The organism is Mycolicibacterium sp. HS_4_1, from assembly GCF_054515875.1.
Genome location: NZ_CM137261.1, coordinates 4,271,680 through 4,289,020 on the forward strand (window position 1 = coordinate 4,271,680; position 17,341 = coordinate 4,289,020).

Below are 17,341 nucleotides of genomic sequence, written 5' to 3' on the forward strand. Positions count from 1 at the left end.
TTCGAATTCAAGAGCTGTGGATGTCCGGACAACTTCCGGCCACTGTTCGGCGGCTTCGATTCCCGCTCGGATTTCTTCTCCCCCGATAGACATATTTTTACGGTAGCCGGGGGCACCGACATCACGCCAGCAGTAGGCCCAGATTCAACCGGATTCCGCAGCGCTCGTTGATATTCGGAGCTGCGGATAGGTGAGATTGCGTGAATATGAGTGACTTGATGAGTGATTATGAGTGACTTTGGCGCTTATAAACCTGACGACTCAGTATTTGGCGACGACGTAGTCGACCTGGCGGTGCAACTCGTCGATCTCCCCGTGAAGCACCATCGGACTCCCGCGGCGTAATAAAACTCACCCACGCGATTCTGCCAACCGCCACCGATAGTCCCCCGCGCTAGCTCGGCCAACAGTGCGCGGCCCAGTCGGAGCGCTTACTAATCGGAGTGCGTGCCATGCTGTGAACGAAATTCTTGACAGCCCTTGGCGTGTTCCACCATTGAAGGTACCGCTCGGCGGTCCGGTACGCATCGGCCATGGCCATCCAGACTGCCGACACGGTGATAATTCATGTGCGATCTGACCGACGGTCTTGATACTTCAGAAACGAGTCCACGGCCTGCCTGGAGACTCCCAGCTGTCGACCAATCCACCCAAGGCTGCGGCCTCGGTCGACCAACCGCTGTGCTGCAACTCGCCTCCGCTCCCGCGCATCGGCGAGTTCATTAGTCAGGCGGTTCAGCTCCGCGTGAGCTGCCAAAAGCTCCAGCAGCTCGCCGTGTTCATCGTTCACCGGTCTAATCCTGCCCCAATTCCAATGACAAGCCTCGAATCATTCCAGACTGTCGCGAAACACGATGGGGGCTATGAGGTCGCTCGTTCCCCTCCGGACGCAGCGACTTTCACCGCGCGGCGCACAGTGTCATTGATGAGGCGTTCCAACACTGCCCACTCACAATGGGAGGACCATTCTTCAGCCAGCTCAATAGATCGCAGCCGTCCCCGATCATCTACCCACACGGTGACCTCATCCAATTCACTGGATGCACAGAACCATCTGCCCCGTGCGCACCGCTCAAGAGCAATGGTCGTCTCCCGAACCCGGTTCACCTGGTCAAGCACCGCTGCAATCGGTAGTTCGTGAGTCTTCATCGCTGTACTCCCGCTAGAAGTCGATCGTTTGCGCGTATGCCTCAACCTGACCAAAGGTCGGCGTAAATCGTGAATTGCACTGACCATCGAATGCCTCGGCAGTCGACTGCTGGCGTCGCAGATACGCCAACGTGTGCAGTCGCATTATCTGAGCGACCAACTCGACGGCCGAAACTTCCGCCGCGGCTGAACTCAACCTCACCCGCATCGGCGTGCCTTCAGGTCCGACCCAAACCCTGAGTCCACATTCCGCATCTGCAGATTCATAGACGTTCACACGACAACCCTCCATAGCGTCAAGACTGCCTTGACAGTATGGTCGCCCCCCATGCAATGTCAAGACTGTCTTGACGTTGTATGAGGCGACAGTCCGCGGATTCCGCATATTGCCTGTGTCATGTCAAGCCCCGCGTGGACCACTGGCCTCCTCGGAGGTTTTGTCGCCCGGGCCTTTATTACTGAACGAGTTCCATATTCGGCAGAATGCTGTTGCCTACCAGCAGCTTTCCGAATTCTTGGACTGTTCCAGCCCCCAGCAAGAGCCGTTCTCCATGGCACCTGCAGCAGGCATCAGAACATGACGACACCATCGCCAATAGAGGCGTCGAACGCGTAGCCCCAGATCAGATCGATCCAGTTCGGGGTGTAGGGAGCTGTTGGACGCAGGAGCTACCGCTCAAGAAGCCACCGAGCCCAGTCGGCCGCTCACCCGCTTAATTCAACATGTTTCTTCACCCGGTGATGAAACATGTTGGACCTCATCGACTTCCAATTTCGCGTGAATGTGGTCGAGTTGATGGACTGGACGCAGAACACCGACCTACGTTCAGCGCCATGAGAGACACCACGCAACGCGTCAGACAGCTCGCGACCCGGCGGTACGCGGTGGTGCTACAGGCGATGCCAGAGACCCCACAGAACTCAGGGAGCCGAACTATGGAGCGGCCGATTGACGTCCCCAACGTCGCAACACGATCAGCCGGTGCATACGCATGAGTTGGAAAGCAGTGGACTGGGCAACTGACCTGAAGATCTCCAAATCGACCACTAAGTTCATCCTTATCCTGCTCGCGAACAAGGCAGATGAAAACTTCTCCTGCTATCCCTCCATCCAGACGCTCATGGAGGAATCCGGAGCTGGACGAAGCACGGTATTCCGGGCAATCGACGAGCTCGAAGCCTGGGGATACGTTACGCGCCAACCACGATTCCACGATTCCGGTGCACAAAGATCGACTCGCTACTACCTGAATCACCCGCCCGCACCTCATCTCGACCCCGGTCGCAATCCGACACTCCCCCGTCCCGATTTGGCACTCCCCTCGTCTCACAGTGACACCCCCCGGGTCCTAAAGGGACACCCTCCGGGGGTGTCAAATCGAGACTCCTCGAACCCCTCATCAGAACCCTCAACCGAACCACCCACCGTCACAGGAATTTTGGACTTGCTGTCGCCAACGTGGAGACTTCACCGCCCGGCAGGACCAGAACTGACATCCGGCTTGCAAGCGGCTCTCGCGCGGGGCTGGACTCAAGAAAGCCTGACGGCGCACCTCGCCTGCAACCCGCGTGGAGTACGACACCCTGAAAAAGTCCTGCTACATCGCCTGGCTCAACTACCAAGCCCACCATTTCCGCACCTCAGATCCAAGCCGTGGTGCGGGTAGTGCGAAGACCCAACCGCCCGCACCGTCACCATCACCCACCCAGACGGAACAGAGGCCGCCGCCTTCTGCCCACAATGCAGCCCACAGGCTCAACGCCAGTCCCACCTACTGTTCAACGAATCGAGGTGAATCAAATTGGAAAACAACGTATTTAAAGACCTCCCGCTACTCCTCACAGTGCCCGATGCAGCGGCACTGCTTGGGATCGGCCGAGGCGCCGCATACAGGCTCGTGAACTTGGGCGAGCTGCCAGTCCGCCGTCTCGGCGGCCGAATCTACGTCGTCACGGCAGGCATTCGCGACCTGATGGCGTCATGAAAGGGTCCGTCTATCAGCGCGGGAAAACCTGGACCTACCGGTTTCGCGGTCCCCAAAAGGACCCCGCCACAGGGGAATACCCCACCATTTCGAAAGGCGGGTTCGATACCGAGAAGGAGGCATGGAAGGCTTGCCGCGAAGCCATGCGGCAAGCGGACACAGGGCGAGTCGTCAAGCCATCCGCACGGACGGTGTCGCAATTCCTCGACGAGTGGTTTAGCGCTGTCGAGGCAACGTTCGACGGCACCACATGGCAAAACTGGAAAGACTATGCCCGCGTGTATGTCATCCCACGCATCGGCGAGGAGAAGCTACAACGCCTCGATGAACCGCAGCTGCTGAAGTTGTACGCCGCACTTCGCACCGACGGGCGAATCAAGCTGGATCACAACAGCGAGATGTTCGCGTACTGGACGGCGAGTGTTGCGCGAGGTTGCGCCGCCACACCCCGCCAAATTTCGGAAGCATGTGGAACCACAATCCATGCCGCCCGCAAGGCAGTACGGCGGTACCAGTCTGGGATCACGCCGATACCGCAGCCAACAGGATTGGCGCCGAAGACAGTTCGCAATATTCACGCGATGATTCACCGTGCACTCAGCGATGCTGTCGCCTGGAAATATATGGCGTACAACCCTGCGAGCAACATCAAGCCCCCTAAGAAACCGCGAGCCCTACGAACCGTATGGAATCCCGATCAGATCCGGATGTTCCTCCGTTCCATCCGTCATGACAGATTCTCCGCGCTGTTTCTCCTCGAGCTGACCACCGGTGTCCGCCGCGGCCAAATCTGCGGTCTCCGATGGTCCGAGGTCGACCTGGTCGCGGGGGAAATCACCGTCCATAACAACCGCGTCGTCATCGACGGCCATGCAAAAGACAAAGCCGGCGGCAAAACGCGCAACGCCGACAAGACCATCTCACTGGACCGCGCCACCCTCTCCGCACTCCAAAGTTGGCGCGAACATCAAGACAAAGAGCGCGAGTTCTATGGGGCCGATTATCACCCGGGCGGCTACGTGTTCACATTCGAAGACGGCCGACCTCCACACCCTGACACCATCAGGCAAAGGTTCGATCGTCTGGCTGCAGCCGCAGGCCTGTCACGGATCACTTTCCACGACCTCAGGCATTCCTACGCAACGGGGGCCCTGAAAGCCGGCGTCAATCCCAAAGTCATCAGCGAACGAATCGGCCACGCCGACGTCGGATTCTTCCTCCAGACCTATGCCCACGTGATCAAAAACGACGACCGCGAAGCGGCAGAACAGGCGGCAGCATTCCTCATCGGCGACGATTGGCCGGTATGACAGGCCATTGGCCGAAATGACAGAGCGGCAGGGCGCAACAGAATCGATGGCAGCACCGCGTGACTGACTGACCACGCGACCGCAGTAGAGCCGCCATCGAGGTCCACACTGCGCACATGCGCGCCGAACTCCGGAGCATCGTATGGTGCCGTCGCCTACCGCTTCGTACGGGTCGACGTTGCGCTCGACGAGCAGGTCGATCATGTAGTCGAACGCGGTCGATAGCTCGACCTCGTTCTCGCGGTCGTATACCTCCCAGCAGCGAAGTTTCGGAGCGAACAGGTTCGAGTCGACTACGGCCATCAATTCGTCGACAGGGCTAGACCGCAGGATCTGCGCTGAGCCGCCGATCAATTATTAGCAATGCTAACGTTCACAAATCCGTTCACAACCGAATAGAAAACGGCTCCCGGAGAGTCGTCCGGGGGCCGTTTTCGCTAGTAGCGGGGACAGGATTCGAACCTGCGACCTCTGGGTTATGAGCCCAGCGAGCTACCGAGCTGCTCCACCCCGCGTTGGTGAATACAACGTTACCCAACGCTGCCGAATGAACCAAATCGTATGGTCAGACAGGGTTTTTGGCGCCGCCGACCACGTGACGTTCGAACAAAACTGCCCAACTCCCGAAGGAATTGGGCAGTCTCGCGCCTGCTGGTGCCTACTTGGCCTCGCGGTACTTCGCCATGGCGTCGTCGAGCTTCTGCAACGCCGCGCCGTACTGGGCGAAATTGCCGCTCTGCTGAGCCGCACGCAGACCATCGAGGGCCGCGTTGAGATCTTGTAGCGCAACGGCTTTCGCCGGCGACAGCGTCATCGGCACGCCAGGTGACTGCACCGCCGTCGGCGGCGGTGGCTGCGGTCCCATGGCGGGCGGCGCGACGGCCCCCGGAACGGCCGCCGGAGGCGGCGTACCGGCCGGCAGATCGGTCGGGGCCGGACCGGTCGCGGTAGCCCCCGCGCCGGGGCCGAAAATGCCGTTGAGGGCATCCCGCACCGTCGGGCCGTAGCCGACCTTGTCGTTGTACATCATCGCCACGCGGATCAGTCGTGGGTACGACGAGGCCGCATCACTGGCCCCTGGCGACGCGTAAACCGGTGCGACATAGAGCAACCCGCCCTGCCCCACGGGCAGTGTCAGGAGATTGCCCCAGCGGATCCGGTTCTGGTTGTCCCGGCCGATCACACCGAGGTCCTGGCTGACCGCGGTGTCCGTACTGATCGCGTTGAACGCCAGCTTGGGACCGTTCACCTGGCCCGGGATGGTCAACACGGTGATCCTGCCGTACGTCGCCGGATCAGAGCTGGCGCTGATGTACGCCGCCAGGAAGTCACGCCGGAAGCGGTTCATCGCAGTGGTCAGCTGGAACGACGACGATGCACCGCCAGTGGCAAGGTCTTTCGCCACGATGTAGTAGGGCGGCTGGTAGCTGCTGGCGGTCGGGTTCGGGTCCAGCGGCACGTCCCAGAAATCGGACGTCGAGAAGAACGTCACCGGATCGTTGACGTGGTACTTGGCCAGCAGCATGCGCTGAACCTTGAACAGGTCCTCGGGGTAGCGCAGGTGCTCGGAAAGTTCCTTGGAGATGGCCGACTTCGGCTTCACGGTGTCGGGGAACACCTTCATCCACGCCTGCAGGACCGGGTCGTGCTCGTCCTGCTCATAGAGCGTGACGGTGCCGTCGTACGCGTCGACGGTGGCCTTCACCGAGTTGCGAATGTAGGACACCTGCTTGTCCGGCAGCATCCGGTTGACCGCAACCTCATTCGAGTCGGCGGTCGCGCTCGACAGTGACGTGAGCTCGGAGTACGGATAGTTGTCCAGCGTGGTGTAACCGTCGACGATCCACACCATGCGCTTGTTGACGATCGCCGGGTACACCGTCGAATCGGTGGTCAGCCACGGCGCGACTGCCTCGACCCGGCGGGCCGGGTCGCGGTTGAACAGAATCTTACTGTTGGGCCCGATCACGCTGGAGAACAGGAAGTTTCGCTCGGCGAACTTCGCCGCGAAGACCGAACGGGCCAGCCAGTTGCCGATGTCCACACCGCCGGCACCGCTGTAGGTGTAGTTCTTGGTTTCGGTGTTGGTCTCGTAGTCGTACTCGCGATCGGCGCCGTTCTTGCCGACGATGGCGTAATCCGATGATGCGCTGGCGATCACCGGACCGAAGTAGATCCGGGGCTGATCCAGCGGCGCCGGGCCGGGCGACACGGCCGCGCCATTGGCGCCGACCACGCTGGCCAGGAACTCCGGGTAGCCGCCGTTCTGGTTGGGGTCGTTGGCGATACCGCGCACCGTATTGGCGGGCGACGCGATGAACCCGTTGCCGTGGGTGTACACCGAGTGCCTGTTGATCCAGTCGCGCTGGTTGTCGATCAGCCGGTCCGGATTCAATTCCCGTGCCGCCACGACGAAGTCGCGCAGCTTGCCGTCGGGTCCGTTGTAGCGGTCGATGGAGAGCTGATCCGGGAAGCTGTAGAAGTTCTTGCCCTGCTGGAACTGGGTGAAGGCCGGTCCGACGATGGTCGGGTCGAGCAAGCGGATGTTCGACGTCGTGGCGCGGTCGGCCGCCACCTGCTCGGCGGTGGCGGGTGCGTTGCCGCTGTAGTCGCGGTACGTGACCGTGTCACCGGTCAATCCGTAGGCGTCGCGGGTTGCCGCGATACTGCGACTGATGTAGTCGCGTTCCTTCTGCGCCGCATTGGGTTTGACGCTGAACTGCTCGACCAGCATGGGCCAGCCCGCCCCGATGATCACCGAGCTCAGCAGCAGCAGCACCAGGCCGATGGCCGGAATGCGCAAGTCCCGCAGCACGAGTGCCGAGAACACCGCCACGGCGCAGATCAATGCGATGACCAGCAGGATCATTTTGGCGGGCAGCACGGCATTGATGTCGGTGTAGCCGGCACCGGTGAACGGCTTGCCGCCACGGGTGTGGCTGAGCAGCTCGTACCGGTCGAACCAGTAGGCAACGGCCTTGAGCACCACCAGGATTCCCACCAGGGACACCAACTGGATGCGCGCCGCACGGCTGAGCGCCCCTTGGCGGCCGGACAGGCGGATACCGCCGAAAACGTAGTGGCCCAGCAGGTTTCCTACCAGCATCAGGAAGACCCCGACGAACAGATAGCCGAGCACCAGGCGGTAGAACGGCAGATCGAACGCGTAAAAACCCAAGTCCATGCCGAACTCAGGGTCGTTGATGCCGAACAAGCCGCCATGCAGGAACAGCTGCACGCGCACCCAGTAGGTCTGTGCCACGAATCCGGCCAGCAACCCGATGAACACCGGGACACCGATGGCGAAGAGCCGCAGCCGTGACAGCACCGTGGCGCGGTACCGGGCGACCGGGTCGTTGGGACCGGACGCCGGTACGAACACCGGCCTGGACCGGTACGCGAGTGCCATTCCGCCGAACACCACGGCGCCGATGAACACACCGGCCACCAGGAACACCACCAGCCGCGTCACCAGGACGGTGCTGAACACCGAGCGGAAGCCGAGCTCGCCGAACCAGAGCCAGTCCACGTAAGCGTCGACCAGTCGGGGACCGATCATCAACAAACCGACGATCAGCAACGCGATCCCGACCAGGATCCGGCTTCGTCGCGTCAGCTTCGGCATCCTCGCCGCGGGCCGCATCCCCACTCGTCAGCTCCAGTCTGTTGAAAGTCCTCAACGCCAGCTTGCGATATGAACTCTACGCATCCAGAGGTGACCACACGCTCAACAGCGGGGAGGTTCGCCACCAGCGGACACGGTGTGCAGCGCGTCGACCGCACCGCTGAGGTTCTCGACCTTGATCAAACCCAGTCCGTCGAGGTGGGCCGACACCGCTTCCGCGCAGTTCTCCGCGGGCACCATGAACACCGTTGCGCCGGCCTCCCGCGCGGCCAGCATCTTGTGGGTGATGCCGCCGATCGGGCCCACCTTGCCGTCGTCGGCGATGGTGCCGGTGCCCGCAACGAACTTGCCGCCGTTGAGGTTTCCGTCGGTGAGCTTGTCGACCACGGCCAGGCTGAACATCAGGCCGGCCGACGGGCCACCGATGTTGGCCAGGTTGAAATCGATGACGAACGGCGCCCAGGGGGCGTTGAGGACGGTGGTGCCGAGATAGCCGTAGTCGCGGTCCTTGTTGGCGCCCAGCGTGATGGTCGCGACGCCGATCCCGGCGTTCTTGCGCCGGTAGTCCAGCACGACGTGATCGCCCGGCTTGGTTTTCTTCAGCATCGAGGTGAACTCTTCGACGTTGGCCACCGGAACGCCGTTGACCATGTCGATGGCGTCGCCCGGACGCAACTGCCCGGCCGACGGCCCCGGATCGGCGACCGCCTGGACCGTGACCGCCTTGGGGTATTTCAGGTAGCCCAGCGCCGCGTACTCGGCGTCGTCCTCGGAGTTCTTGAAGTCGGCGTTGTTGGCCTTGTCCACCTGATCCTTGGACTTGTCCGGCGGATACACCAGGTCGCGCGGGACCAGCTGCTCGCGGCCGGACATCCACAGCGCCAGCGCCTGCCCCAGCGTCAGCCCGTCGCTCTGCGACACCGTCGTCATGTTGAGGTGACCCGACGTCGGGTGCACCTTGACGTCACCCTTGATGTCGACGACCTTTTTGCCGTCGACCTCACCGAGCGTGTCGAACGTCGGGCCGGGACCCAGCGAGACGAACGGCACCGTCACCACCGACACCAGCACAACGAACACGATGATGGGCACCAGAGCGACCACGAGCGTAGAAATCCGCCTGTTCACGCCGCCAACAGTAAAGCTCGCGGCTCGGTTCGCTGACAGCATGACCCGCGAAGCCACCCGCGGTCGGCGCTGGCAGTACGGTTGACGGTATGGCTGACCTGCCTTTCGGCTTCTCCAGCGGCGACGACCCCGACCGCGACAAGTCCGAGAAGAACCCTGGTCCGGGTTCTTCCGGGAGCTCTTCCGGCGGTTCGTCGGACCCGTTCGGGTTCGGCACCGCGTTCGGTGGCGCCGGCGGCGCCGGTATGCCCGACCTGGGCCAGATTTTCACCCAGCTCGGTGCGATGTTCAGCGGCGCCGGAGCGTCGATGACGGGCCCGCAGTCGGGTCCGGTCAACTACGACCTGGCCCGCAAGCTGGCGTCCGACTCGATCGGGTTCGTCAAGCCCGTGCCCGAGCAGACCGCGACGGCCATCTCCGACGCTGTGCGGCTGGCCGAGACGTGGCTCGACGGCGTCACTCCCCTGCCGGCCGGTACCACCCGCGCGGTGGCCTGGACCCCGAGCGACTGGCTCGACAACACGCTGAACACCTGGAAGCGACTGTGTGACCCGGTCGCCGAGCAGCTGTCGAACGTCTGGGTGTCGGCGCTACCCGAAGAGGCCAAGGCCATGGCCGGTCCGCTGATGGCGATGATGTCGCAGATGGGCGGCATGGCGTTCGGCTCGCAGCTGGGCCAGGCCCTGGGCACGCTGTCCAAAGAGGTGCTGACCTCCACCGACATCGGCCTGCCCCTGGGACCGTCGGGTGTGGCCGCGCTCATGCCCGAGGCCGTCGAGGCGTTCGGCGAAGGCCTGGAGCAACCACGTAGCGAGGTGCTGACGTTCCTGGCGGCCCGGGAAGCAGCGCACCACCGCTTGTTCAGCCACGTGCCGTGGCTGGCCTCCCAGCTGCTGAGCGCTGTCGAGGCCTTCGCCAAGGGCATGAAGATCGACATGAGCGGGTTCGAGGAGATGGCAGCTGGAATCGACCCGGCGGCCCTGCTCTCTGGGGGGGACCCCACAGCCATGGAGAAGCTGCTGAGCCAGGGCATGTTCGAGCCGAAGGCCACTCCCGAACAGGCCGCGGCGCTCGAACGCCTGGAGACGCTGCTGGCACTCATCGAGGGCTGGGTGCAGACCGTCGTCACCGCGGCGCTCGGCGACCGGCTGCCCGGCACGTCGGCACTCAGCGAGACGCTGCGTCGTCGCCGCGCCACCGGCGGACCGGCCGAGCAGACCTTCGCGACCCTCGTCGGCCTGGAGCTGCGGCCGCGCAAGATGCGCGAGGCCGCGACGCTGTGGGAGAAACTGACCGAGGCCGTCGGCGCCGACAAGCGCGATGCCGTCTGGCAGCACCCCGACCTGCTGCCCGGCGCAGCGGATCTGGATGAGCCGGCGGCCTTCATCGACCGTGCGCTCGGCGGCGACACCACGGACCTGGATCAGGCGCTGGCCGACCTGGAGAAGGACCTGAAGCGGGACACCGAAGAGGAGTAGCAGACGCCGGCTCTGCCTGTGGATAACTGATTCGCCGAATCGGCGCGCCCTTGGCACAGTGGGGCCATGCTCCCGGTCCGTCAGACCCTGAACCCGGCCATGCCGGTGTTGCAGCGGCCCGACGGGACCGTGCAGCTCGGCTGGGACCCGCGGCGCGCCATCGGCATTCGGCCGCCGGCCGGGTTGTCGGCCGCTGACCTGGCAGAGCTGCTGCGCGGCATGCAGAGCGGAGTCGACGCCGAGAACAGCCAGTTGCTCGCGCTCGAGGCCGGGCTGACCGACGTCGATGGCTGGACCGGCCTGGTGGGCGCCCTGACGACAGCGGGCCTGTTGCAGGAGGCGCCCGAAGCCGGCCGCAGACCGGTGTCGGTACGGATCCACGGCAGCGGGCCACTGTCGGACCTGTTGGCCGGCGCCTTGACCTGTTCCGGGACCCGGGTGCGCACCAGCCGTTTCGGCCACGTGGCCGTCACACGCGACGCCGCCGATCTGGTCGTGCTGTCCGACTTCCTGGTGGCCGACAGGCGCCTGGTACGGGACCTGCACCGCGCCGGCGTGCCACATCTGCCGGTGCGGATCAGGGACGGCACGGGGTTGATCGGCCCGCTCGTGCTGCCGGGTGCGACCAGTTGCCTGAACTGTGCCGACCTGCACCGCAGCGACCGTGACGCGTCGTGGCCGGTCCTGGCCGCTCAACTCGAGGGCACCGTCGGCAGCGCCGACCGGGCCACCGTGCTCGCCACCGCGGCTGTGGCACTCACCCAGGTGGACCAGGTGATCGACGCGATCCGCGGCGCCGGTTGCCGTACAAAACCACCGCCGACGCTCGACGCCACCCTGGAATTCGATATCGGCTCGCGGACGACCGTGGTGCGCCGCTGGTCCCGTCATCCGCTGTGCGACTGGTGCGACCAGGCGGCGTGACAACGCGCGTTGCCATGTCGCTGCCGTGCACTCAGCAATGTCATGGATGATGTTGACGTGGCGGATATCAAACGGGGCAGTGTGGCACGCAACGCGAAGCTCGCCGGCCTGGCCGGCGGCATGGCGGGACGGGCCGCGCTCGGCTTGGGCAAGCGACTGGCCGGCAAATCCAAGGACGAGGTCACCGCCGAACTGATGGACAAGGCGGCCCAGCAACTCTTCACCGTGCTCGGTGAGCTCAAGGGCGGCGCGATGAAAGTCGGCCAGGCGCTGTCGGTGATGGAGGCCGCCATTCCCGAGCAGTACGGCAAGCCGTACCGGGAGGCCCTGACCAAGCTGCAGCGCGAAGCCCCGCCGTTGCCGGCGGCCAAGGTGCACCGCGTGCTCGACGCCCAGCTGGGCACCAAGTGGCGGGACCGGTTCCAGTCGTTCGACGACACCCCGGTGGCCTCGGCCAGCATCGGCCAGGTACATAAGGCCGTCTGGTCCGACGGCCGCGAGGTCGCCGTCAAAATCCAGTACCCCGGCGCCGACGAGGCGCTGCGCGCCGACCTCAAGACCATCCAGCGCCTGGTCGGCGTCTTCAAGCAGCTGGCGCCCGGCGCCGACGTGCAGGGCGTTGTCGACGAGTTGATCGACCGCACCGAGATGGAGCTGGACTACCGGCTGGAAGCCGACAACCAGCGGGCGTTCGCCAAGGCCTACCACGGCCACCCGCATTTCAAGGTGCCGCCGATCGTGGCCAGCGCACCGAAGGTCGTCATCGCCGAGTGGATGGACGGCATCCCGATGTCGGTGATCATCCGGGAGGGCACCATCGAGCAGCGCGACCTACTGGGCACCCGGCTGTCGGAGCTGACGTTCGACGCGCCCCGGCGCCTCGAGATCATGCACGGCGACACCCACCCCGGGAACTTCATGCTGCTGCCCGACGGCCGGATGGGTGTCATCGACTTCGGTGCGGTGGCGCCGCTGCCCGGCGGATTGCCGACCGCGATCGGCGAGATGATCAGCCTGGCGCGGGACAAGAACTACGACAAGCTACTGCCGCTCATGGAGGACGCCGGGTTCATCCAGAAGGGCGAGCAGGTGCCGATCGACGAGGTCGACGACATGCTGCGCCAGTACGTCGAGCCGATTCGGACCGACGTCTTCCACTACACCCGCCGCTGGATCATGAAGATGGCCGCGGGACAGCTGGACAACGGCGTCGCCCAGATCAAGATGGCCCGGCAGCTGGACCTGCCGCCGAACCTGGTCATCCCGCTGCGCGTCATCGCGTCAACCGTCGCGATCTGCTGTCAGCTGGACGCCCACGTACCCGTGAAAGCCATTGCCACGGAACTGGTTCCGGGCTTTGCGCCGTAGCTTGCGCTGAAAGTGGGCGATATGACCGGTGTTTCGCCGGGTTCTCGGTCATATCACCCACTGTCGGCGATGACTGGCGCTACTAGGCCGCGACGACGTCCTTGCGCGGACGGCCGCGCGGACGCTTGCGTGCGATGACGGCACCCCGCTCGAGGATCTCCCCACCCCAAACACCCCACGGCTCTTCACGTTCCAGTGCCTCGTTGAGGCATTGGAGCCGGATCGGGCAGCCGGCGCACAGCGCCTTGGCCTGTTCCAGCTGAGTGGGGCTGTCAGCGAACCACATATCGGGGTCGCCGACATGACATGGCACCGCCAGCCTTTGTCGGCAAGTCTGGCTAGTCATGTCCTCATCACCTACTTCCTGGTCGTCTTGCGTGGTGTCTGATGGACCAGTGACCAGGTGGCTTTGAGGTTGTGCCCCAAAAGCTTTGGCCACGGATCCGGTGGTTTCGGGTCCGTGGCCAGGTGGCTTGCGTGGGCTCTACCTAAGTAGTGCCCCGCTTCACGGACGCGAAGGTCTTGGCGGTGCGCTTGCGCTGCGGAACGTCGGCGACATGTCCAGCCGTCGCGAGACGTGCCGCCGACATAGCGGCAGCGGCAGCAGCGACGGGAACAGCCGGAGCAGCGGGAATGTCAACGTGCAGATGCCAACCGGCGCCGACACGCGATACCGCCTCATTGGCGGCAGCGGACAGCGGCGCACGGGAGCCGGCGACAGCGAGGACAGCGCCTCGGGACGCGTCAAAATTGATCATCTGGGCCACCTCCTCAGCAGTCGACTGCGGATTCACATCTGATGAATTCGCGGGATTTCGTTGCGGCTTCGAGGCTAGACGTTACCACCGAAATCCAGCAAGCGATTTTTTGACCAGCGGTTTTGGCACAATTTGCGCGATATTTGGCGCAATTTGAGCGCGCTATTTGGCCCCGTTCACCAACGCCAGGACATCGGGACCGTACTGCTCCAGCTTGCGCGCCCCGATGCCGGGAATGGCCACGAGCGCGGCGTTGTCGGCCGGCAGCGCCTCGGCGATGGCGATCAAGGTGTTGTCGGTGAAGACCACGTAGGCCGGCACCTTCATCTCTTGCGAGGTACGCAGGCGCCATTCCTTGAGCCGGCCGAGCAGCTCCTCGTCGAGGTTCGACGGGCAGGATTCACAGCGCCGCAACAGGATGGCCGTCGACGTGGTCAACGCCGAGTTGCAGACCCGGCAGCGTGGCGCAGGACCCCGTTTACGTTGTGGCTGTTGGGGTTCCCGCCGGCTCTGGGGCGTGAGGCCGTTCAGGAACCGCGAGGGCTTGCGGCTCTGCCGACCACCGGCGGCCCGGGCCAGGGCCCACGAGATGGTCAAATGCACTCGCGCCCTGGTGATTCCGACGTAGAAGAGACGCCGCTCCTCCTCGACGGGCTCGCTGTCCGCGCCATGCGACAACGCATGGGAAATGGGCAGGGTGCCGTCGACCAGCCCGACCAGGAACACCGCATCCCACTCGAGGCCCTTGGCCGCGTGCAGCGACGCCAGCGTCACGCCCTGCACCACCGGTGGATGCCGGGAATCGGCGCGCTGCCGCAGCTCGACGAGCAGTCCCTGCAGGTCCAGGTCGGCGCGAACCGCGACTTCCTGCTCGACCAATTCGACCAAGGCCAACAACGCATCCCAGCGTTCGCGGGCCTTGGTGCCCGACGGTGGCTCGGCCGTCAGGCCCAGCGGTTCCAGTAGATCGCGCACCAGCTGCGGCAGCTCGACGCCGGCGACCTCTCCCTGGTGGCCTGCGGCGCGCTGCAGCGCCAAGAGCGCCTGCCGAATCTCCTGCCGGCTGAAGAAGCCTTCACCACCGCGCACCTGGAACGCCACGCCGGCCGCGGTGAGCGCTTCCTCGTACACCTCGGACTGCGCGTTGATGCGGTACAGCACCGCGATTTCCGAAGGGGCGGTACCGGATTGGATGAGTTTCTTGATCGCCGCGGCAACCGCATTGGCCTCGGCGACCTCGTCGGGGTGCTCCCGGAACACCGGTTTAGGCCCGGGCTCGCGCTGACCGACGAGCTGCAGCCGGCTGGCCGCCATCCGGCCGGAGGCGGCCGAGATCACCTGATTGGCCAGCGACACGACCTGCGGCGTGCTGCGGTAGTCGCGTTCGAGGCGGATCACCGCGGCATCCGGGAACCGTCGGGAGAAGTCGAGGAGGTACTGCGGGGTGGCGCCGGTGAACGAGTAGATGGTCTGGTTGGCGTCACCAACCACCGTCAGGTCGTCGCGCTCCCCCACCCAGGCGTTGAGCACGCGCTGCTGCAGCGGAGTGACGTCCTGGTACTCGTCGACGACGAAGCAGCGGTAGCGGTCGCGGAACTCGCCGGCGACCGCGGAGTCGTTCTCGATGGCGGCGGCGGTGTGCAGCAGCAGATCGTCGAAGTCCAGCAACGCCGAACCGTCGCGGCGGGCCTTGAGGCCCTCGTACCCGGCGTACACCGCGGCGACCTTGGCGGCGTCGAGCGGGATGTCCCGCTCGATCTTGGCGACCTGCTCCGGGTACTGCTCGGGGCTGATCAGCGACGACTTGGCCCACTCGATCTCACCGGCCAGGTCGCGCACATCGTCGGTACTGGCCTGGACGCCCGCCCGGTTCGCCGCCTGCGCCACCACCGCGAACTTGCTGTCGAGCAGCTCCCAGCCGGTGTCGCCGACCACGCGCGGCCAGAAGTACCGCAGTTGCCGCAGCGCCGCGGCGTGGAACGTCATGGCCTGCACGGCCCCGGTGCCGGCCGCACCGTCGATCTCCTGCTCCAGGCTGCGGAGCCGGCCGCGCATCTCGCCCGCCGCGCGCTGGGTGAACGTCACGGCCAGCACCTGACCCGGCGCGACGTGACCGGCGGCCACCAGGTACGCGATGCGGCGGGTGATGGTTCGGGTCTTGCCGGTGCCGGCACCGGCCAGCACACAGACCGGCCCGCGGGGCGCGACGACGGCCTCGCGCTGTTCGTCGTCGAGGTCCTCGAGGAGAGCGGACGGCGGGGCCTCGGCTGGCATGGCCCCCATCATGGCAGGCCGGTGTGACACGTCGGTGAGCCGACCATGTGACACCGTGGCGAGCCGACCATGTGACACAGTCGGCACCGCCAGTCGGCATTACGCGGCGATCGGATACGTTGAGGTGCGTTATGAGTGCACTGATCATGTACAGCACGACCTGGTGCGGCTACTGCAAGCGGCTCAAGACCGCGCTGAAGGCCGAAGGCATCTCCTACACCGAGATCGACATCGAGCGGGATCCGGCCACCGCCGAATTCGTCGGTTCGGTCAACAACGGCAACCACGTCGTCCCGACGGTGAAATTCGCCGACGGCTCGACGCTGACCAACCCCAGCATCAAGGACGTCAAAGCCAAGCTGAATTAGCCGATTTGTGCACGATTCGGGCCGCTGAGCGGACGCTTTCGTGCACAAATCACAGGGCGGCCCAGGACTCGATGATCTCCCGGGCGATCGAGATCGAGCCGGGCAGCAGCAGCCGGGTGTCCGCCGTGCTGTTCCAGTCGCCGTGTTCGAGTGCCTCGCGCACCTCGGCCCGGGTGAACCAGTCGGCCTCGGCGATCTCACCGTCGTTGAACGAGAACGGCTGCTCCGGGTCACCGATGGCGTGGAAGCCGACCATCAGCGAGCGCGGGAACGGCCAGGGCTGACTGCCCAGGTACTTGACGTTGGTGACGGTCAGGCCGATCTCTTCGGAGATCTCGCGGACCACGCACGACTCGAACGACTCGCCGGCCTCGACGAACCCGGCCAGCAACGAGAACAGCCGCTCGGGCCAGTTGGTCTGGCGGGCCAGCACGGCGCGGTCGTGCCCGTCGTGCACCAGGCAGATGATCGCCGGGTCGATACGCGGGAATTCCTCGTGGCCGCCGATGCTGTTTGCCCGCGCCCAGCCACCCTTGATCGACTTGGTGGGTGCGCCGTCGATGGCGCTGAAGCGGGCGCTGTCATGCCAATTCAGCAGCGCTGTCGCGGTCGCGACGAGCTGCGCGCTGAGGTCGTCGAAGATGGTCCCGGCCCGGCGCAGGTCGAGCACCTCGACCGGCTCGTTGCCTTCCGGATCTTCCAGAGCAGCGCGTACGCCCCACACGTGGCGGCCGTCGGGCATCCGGCCGAGGAACACCGCGTGCTCGTCGGGCTTGTCCCCGAGTTCCGCCGCACGCCCGAGCACCACCTGACCACCGGAGATCAGCACCTGGTTGCGCCGGTCGACGCGCAGCAGCAGGGCGTCCTTCCAGCCCGCGATCGCGGCATCGACGTCGGTGCGCAACATGTCCGCCCGGTCGGCGCCGACGCGGGACAGCAGCGGGACATTGCGGAGGGTGAAATCGCTCATGGTT

At 64.7% G+C, this 17,341-nt stretch carries 13 protein-coding genes and 1 tRNA gene; 7 read left to right on the top strand and 7 right to left on the bottom strand.

Annotated features, from left to right (window positions below; genetic code table 11):
* Positions 1–2,141 precede the first annotated feature (2,141 nt).
* From ACX12F_RS20600 to ACX12F_RS20610, 3 genes are all read left to right on the top strand, one after another.
* Positions 2,142–2,816: a helix-turn-helix domain-containing protein gene (locus ACX12F_RS20600; protein WP_083420346.1), complete on the top strand. Its 675-nt coding sequence runs from the start codon at positions 2,142–2,144 to the stop codon at positions 2,814–2,816.
* 177 nt (positions 2,817–2,993) lie between these two features.
* Positions 2,994–3,134, top strand: coding sequence for a helix-turn-helix domain-containing protein (locus tag ACX12F_RS20605; RefSeq protein WP_226522216.1), 141 nt, complete (start codon positions 2,994–2,996; stop codon positions 3,132–3,134).
* Complete coding sequence (locus ACX12F_RS20610; RefSeq protein ID WP_083420344.1) at positions 3,131–4,444, top strand: site-specific integrase; 1,314 nt, start codon at positions 3,131–3,133, stop codon at positions 4,442–4,444. The genes ACX12F_RS20605 and ACX12F_RS20610 overlap by 4 nt, the downstream gene beginning before the upstream one ends.
* A gap of 441 nt (positions 4,445–4,885) precedes the next feature.
* Here the strand turns inward: ACX12F_RS20610 and ACX12F_RS20615 are convergent.
* From ACX12F_RS20615 to ACX12F_RS20625, 3 genes are all read right to left on the bottom strand, one after another.
* Positions 4,886–4,959: transfer RNA gene (locus tag ACX12F_RS20615), tRNA-Met, on the bottom strand.
* A gap of 143 nt (positions 4,960–5,102) precedes the next feature.
* Positions 5,103–8,093 carry a UPF0182 family protein gene (locus ACX12F_RS20620; protein WP_459366209.1) on the bottom strand — a complete coding sequence of 997 codons (2,991 nt, stop codon included), beginning with the start codon at positions 8,091–8,093 and terminating at the stop codon, positions 5,103–5,105.
* Between the two features lie 78 nt (positions 8,094–8,171).
* Complete coding sequence (locus ACX12F_RS20625; protein WP_459366210.1) at positions 8,172–9,197, bottom strand: YlbL family protein; 1,026 nt, start codon at positions 9,195–9,197, stop codon at positions 8,172–8,174.
* Positions 9,198–9,286: 89 nt separating this feature from the next.
* Here ACX12F_RS20625 and ACX12F_RS20630 point away from each other — a divergent pair, with 89 nt between their 5' ends.
* From ACX12F_RS20630 to ACX12F_RS20640, 3 genes are all read left to right on the top strand, one after another.
* Positions 9,287–10,675: a zinc-dependent metalloprotease gene (locus ACX12F_RS20630; protein ID WP_459366211.1), complete on the top strand. Its 1,389-nt coding sequence runs from the start codon at positions 9,287–9,289 to the stop codon at positions 10,673–10,675.
* Positions 10,676–10,741: 66 nt separating this feature from the next.
* Positions 10,742–11,599, top strand: coding sequence for a TOMM precursor leader peptide-binding protein (locus ACX12F_RS20635; protein WP_459366212.1), 858 nt, complete (start codon positions 10,742–10,744; stop codon positions 11,597–11,599).
* 42 nt (positions 11,600–11,641) lie between these two features.
* The gene (locus tag ACX12F_RS20640; RefSeq protein ID WP_459366213.1) at positions 11,642–12,967 is read left to right on the top strand and encodes a macrolide-binding ATPase MABP-1; all 1,326 of its coding nucleotides are present in this window, start codon (positions 11,642–11,644) and stop codon (positions 12,965–12,967) included.
* 82 nt (positions 12,968–13,049) lie between these two features.
* Here the strand turns inward: ACX12F_RS20640 and ACX12F_RS20645 are convergent, their stop codons facing one another.
* The 3 genes from ACX12F_RS20645 to ACX12F_RS20655 all read right to left on the bottom strand — a co-directional run bounded on the left by ACX12F_RS20645 (position 13,050) and on the right by ACX12F_RS20655 (position 16,008).
* Entirely contained in the window at positions 13,050–13,313 is a 264-nt protein-coding gene (locus tag ACX12F_RS20645; RefSeq protein WP_459366214.1) for a WhiB family transcriptional regulator, read from the bottom strand.
* A gap of 142 nt (positions 13,314–13,455) precedes the next feature.
* On the bottom strand, positions 13,456–13,725 hold the full coding sequence (locus ACX12F_RS20650) for a hypothetical protein (protein ID WP_459366215.1): 270 nt from the start codon (positions 13,723–13,725) through the stop codon (positions 13,456–13,458).
* Positions 13,726–13,887: 162 nt separating this feature from the next.
* Positions 13,888–16,008: an ATP-dependent DNA helicase UvrD2 gene (locus tag ACX12F_RS20655; protein WP_459366216.1), complete on the bottom strand. Its 2,121-nt coding sequence runs from the start codon at positions 16,006–16,008 to the stop codon at positions 13,888–13,890.
* 122 nt (positions 16,009–16,130) lie between these two features.
* Between ACX12F_RS20655 and mrx1 the strand changes: the two genes are divergently transcribed.
* Positions 16,131–16,367: a mycoredoxin Mrx1 gene (gene mrx1, locus ACX12F_RS20660; protein WP_459366217.1), complete on the top strand. Its 237-nt coding sequence runs from the start codon at positions 16,131–16,133 to the stop codon at positions 16,365–16,367.
* A 49-nt stretch (positions 16,368–16,416) separates the two neighbouring features.
* Here mrx1 and nudC read toward each other — a convergent pair whose 3' ends face one another.
* Positions 16,417–17,337 carry an NAD(+) diphosphatase gene (gene nudC / locus ACX12F_RS20665; protein WP_459366218.1) on the bottom strand — a complete coding sequence of 307 codons (921 nt, stop codon included), beginning with the start codon at positions 17,335–17,337 and terminating at the stop codon, positions 16,417–16,419.
* Between the last annotated feature and the right edge of the window lie 4 nt (positions 17,338–17,341).